This is a genomic window from Deltaproteobacteria bacterium (assembly GCA_005879795.1).
Lineage (GTDB): Bacteria > Desulfobacterota > Binatia > DP-6 > DP-6 > DP-6.
This window is the reverse complement of record VBKJ01000088.1, coordinates 1-3,934: the sequence shown is the minus strand read 5'-3', so window position 1 is coordinate 3,934 and position 3,934 is coordinate 1. Positions and strand designations below refer to the sequence as shown.

Annotated in this window: 4 protein-coding genes; all 4 read right to left on the bottom strand. The window is 66.7% G+C overall.

Translation table 11 applies throughout. The features are described from left to right. Positions 1 to 324, bottom strand: a 324-nt coding sequence (locus E6J59_04565; GenBank protein ID TMB22046.1) for a hypothetical protein, incomplete at its 3' end; no start/stop codon positions are given. 141 nt (positions 325 to 465) lie between these two features. After that, the gene (locus tag E6J59_04560; GenBank protein ID TMB22045.1) at positions 466 to 1,398 is read right to left on the bottom strand and encodes a hypothetical protein; all 933 of its coding nucleotides are present in this window, start codon (positions 1,396 to 1,398) and stop codon (positions 466 to 468) included. Then, complete coding sequence (locus E6J59_04555; GenBank protein ID TMB22044.1) at positions 1,395 to 2,957, bottom strand: citramalate synthase; 1,563 nt, start codon at positions 2,955 to 2,957, stop codon at positions 1,395 to 1,397. Before E6J59_04555 ends, E6J59_04560 begins: the two co-directional genes overlap by 4 nt. A gap of 179 nt (positions 2,958 to 3,136) precedes the next feature. Further along, the gene (cobA, locus tag E6J59_04550) at positions 3,137 to 3,901 is read right to left on the bottom strand and encodes a uroporphyrinogen-III C-methyltransferase (protein TMB22047.1); all 765 of its coding nucleotides are present in this window, start codon (positions 3,899 to 3,901) and stop codon (positions 3,137 to 3,139) included. Between the last annotated feature and the right edge of the window lie 33 nt (positions 3,902 to 3,934).

The window sequence follows — 3,934 nt, the reverse complement described above, 5'->3', positions numbered from 1 at the left end:
GTCGGGCTGCACCAGGGTGTCGGACGTCCACGAGATGTCCGCCGGGGACGGCAACAGATGGCCGACAGGCTCACGTTCGAGGTACTCGCTCACTGTCCGGGCCAACCTCACCGCCAGCTCCTGATGCCACAGCCGGGGTGCCGGGGTCACCAACAGCTCCCCGTACACCACCTCGTAGCGATTACCGTCCTCGGGCAGGGCTCGCACCATGTCGGCAGTGTAGTAAACGGGGGCGACCATGCCCATAGTATCGGCTCCTCGCCAGCGCGGGGGCAAGATGCGTGCACGCTTCATGGTGCGGTGACCGCCGCCACGAGTCGTCATCCGATTCGCGCCGGCCTCATCGGAAAACGACCCTCAGGAGCGACGCCGGAGCAGCGGCAGCTCCAGGCTGTCGCGCAGCGCCTGCCAGCTGGCCTCGATGATGTTCTCCGAGCAACCCATGGTGCTCCAGCGCTCACTCCCTCACTGCCTCGGCCTCGCGTTGCTTCGATGTTCTTTCTCACGCTGAGCTGCTACTGCTCCCGCGAGAGACTGCCCTAAGGCGCGTGCCAGAGGAGGTACGAGCTCTGGGCGATCGGCATAGCCGGCGTCGACCGCGTACGCTCCAGCCGGCAACGAACGCTGCTCGTCCGCAACCGCCGCGCGCAGACTTGCAAGACGAGCGGCGCTCGCCGCATCGGGCCACGAGCCTGTGCCCTTCGCGATTTGGACTCCGTTATGAAGTACGAACGCCAGGTAGGGGTTTCCGGCATCTTTCGCGGATAATCTGGTCGAAACCCAAGCAAGCAGGGCACCGAGGTATCTCGGGCGCTGGTCCCGATCCGAGACCATGCTGGTCAACGCCTTCACCTCTCGGTAAAGTGGCTCTTCGCTGGTAGTCCGGCCGCGTATGGAGAAGTGCACGGGCTGAGCTTCGATGGAGCGACCCGCATCGGGCCCGACCTCCGAGTTGAACGTAGCGCGCAGATCGTATGACCCAGGCGACAGGTGCCTGATGAACAGCCCTCGGGCGGCCGAATCCGCTGCTCCCCACCAGTCTTGCAACACGGTCGTATCGTACAGCCGGTCGCCCGGTGCAATAGGAACGCCGCGCCACCCAGGCGCTGGTACATAATCCGTCACACCGATAAGCCGCGGTACCGGCGAGCCTGCTACGCTCGTTAGCAGTGGCGTCAAGGCCGGGTACGTAATGCCGAACGGCGAAATCCACGCCGTGTCGAGCCCGTTGTTCGATAGCTCGAACACGGCGTAGATCGGCTCTTGTTCAAAGAACTCTCCCTTGCCGACGTACAGCCTGAGCTCTAACTGCGCATTTCCGTTGGATCCAGCCAGGGCGCCGAACCGACTCAGCAGCGTCAAGCCGAGCAAAACCGTGGTCACCATCGGCCGTTTCATATCGAAGGCTTCGAAGACTGACGCCGCAGCAGCGGCAGCTCCAGGCTGTCGTGCAGCGCCTGCCAGCTGGCCTCGATGATGTTTTCCGAGCAGCCCATGGTGCTCCAGCGCTCCGCACCGCTGGCGGACTCTACCACCACGCGAGGCTTGGCGGCGGTACCGAGGTGCTCGTCCACGATGCGCACCTTGTAGTCCACGAGGCGCACGTCGGCCAGCTCCGGATAGTGCGGCAGCAGCGCCTTGCGAACGGCATTGTCGAGCGCGTTCACCGGACCCGCACCCTCGGCCGCGGTGTGCATGACCGCGTCTCCCACCCGCAGTTGAATCATGGCCTGTGCCGTCATGTCGCCGCCGCTGCGGCGCTCCACGATCACCGTGAAGCCGAGCAGCTCGAAGGGAGGCCGATAATCGGCGGAGGCGCGGCGCACGAGCATCTCGAACGAACCGTCCGCCGCCTCGAACTGATGACCCCCGTATTCCAGCGTCTTTACCTGCTGCAGCACGTCCTGGGGAGAGACGCCGGCCGCCAGGCCGAGCAGGTCCGCGCGCAGCCGGACGTTCTGGCGCCCCGACAACTCGCTCACCACGACGCGCATCTCGTTCCCGACCAGCGCCGGATCGATGTGCTGATAGCTCTCCGGTAGCTTCGCGACGGCCGCGACGTGAATGCCGCCTTTGTGGGCGAACGCGCTCGCGCCGACGTACGGCGCATGCGCGTCGGGATTCAGGTTCGCGACGGCCGCCACGAAGAGCGCCACCTCTCGCAGGCGTCGCAGCTGCTCGGGCGGGAGCACCGGACAGCCGACCTTGAGCTGCAGCGTCGCAATGAGGGGGATGAGGTCGAGGTTGCCGCAGCGCTCGCCGTACCCGTTGATCGTGCCCTGGACGTGGACGCATCCCGCGCGCACTGCCGCCAGCGCATTCGCCACCGCGAGGCCGCTGTCGTTGTGCGGGTGAATGCCGAGCGGTGTACCGAGCTGCTCCCGGACGTCGCGCACCCGTTGTTCCACTACTTCCGGGAGCTCCCCTCCGTTCGTGTCGCACAGGACGATGCAGTCTGCGCCCGCGCCGGCCGCCGCCCGCAACGTGGCGAGGGCATAGTCCGCGTCCAGGCGGTAGCCGTCGAAAAAGTGCTCCGCGTCGTAGATCACCTCGCGGCCGAGCCGACGGAGGTAGCCCACGGTGTCCGAGATCATGCGGAGGTTCTCGTCGCGGCTCGCCTCGAGCACACGCTCCACGTGGAGGGTGGAGCTCTTCCCCACGATCGTCACCACCGGCGTCTCGGCTTCGAGCAGCGCGGTGAGACTGGGATCGTCTTCGCACCGGCCGTTCGCCCGGCGAGTCATCCCGAACGCTGCCGTCTTCGCGTGCCCGAGCCGCTCCTTCCGGATCCGACGGAAGAACTCCGAGTCCTTGGGGTTCGAGCCCGGCCAGCCGCCTTCGAGGTAGTGGATGCCCAGCTCGTCCAGCCGGTGCGCGATTTTCAGTTTGTCGTCGACCGAAAGCGACAGGCCCTCGCGCTGCGTGCCGTCCCGCAGTGTCGTGTCGTACAGGAACATGTTCCTCACCTCGCGTCGTTCCGTCAGGGATAACAAAAGCGGCGCGGCCTCTCGACTTCTCGAGAGGCCGCGCCGCGCATCATCGGGTCCTACAGTCCGTCAGCCGAGTGCCAGCACGCCGCCTCTCAGATGGAGTCGGATGGTAATGCTGGTAATCGACAGGCTGGCGCAACGAACGCTCATGGCTGAGATACTAACCCCTGGACGGGGTGCGTCAATCCCACGGGCTCTGCCCCCAGGAGTTCACGGACCTGGACCACCTCACCGATCACCACTGTGACGGGAGCCTCGAGACCCTCCTCTGCAACCCGTTCGGCGAGCGTGGCCAGCGTGGCTACTACCACGCGCTGAGCCGGGAGCGTACCGCTCGCGATCGCAGCGGCAGGGGTATCGGGATCCGCACCGTGCTCGAGCAGCCGGGCGATGATTTCGGGCAAGATGGAGAGCCCCATCAGCACCACCAGTGTCGGCACCCGCGCGAGCGACTGCCAATCGAGGTTGGACACGCCGTCGCACTCGTGTCCCGTGACCACTGCGAACGCCGAAGCGAGGCGCCGGTGCGTGACCGGTATCCTTGCCGCTGCGGGCACAGCGATCGCGGACGTCACGCCGGGCACGACCCGAAACGGCACTCCGGCGGCGCGCAGGGCTTCGCACTCTTCGGCGCCGCGGCCGAACACGAAGGGATCGCCGCCCTTGAGCCGCACCACCGTCAACCCGCGCCGGGCCCGCTCGACGAGCAGCGCGTTGATTTCGTCTTGCGCCAGGTCGGCGCTCCCTCCGTGTGGGCGTTTGCCCACGAACACACGCTCCGCTCCGGGCGGTGCTTCAGCGACCAGAGCGGGCGCAACGAGGCGATCGTACACGACCACGTCGGCCGACCGCAGGATCTCGAGTCCCTTCGCGGTGATCAGGCCGGGGTCGCCGGGGCCGGCGCCGACCAGGTAGACGACCCCCGGCTCGCTATGTCCCCACTC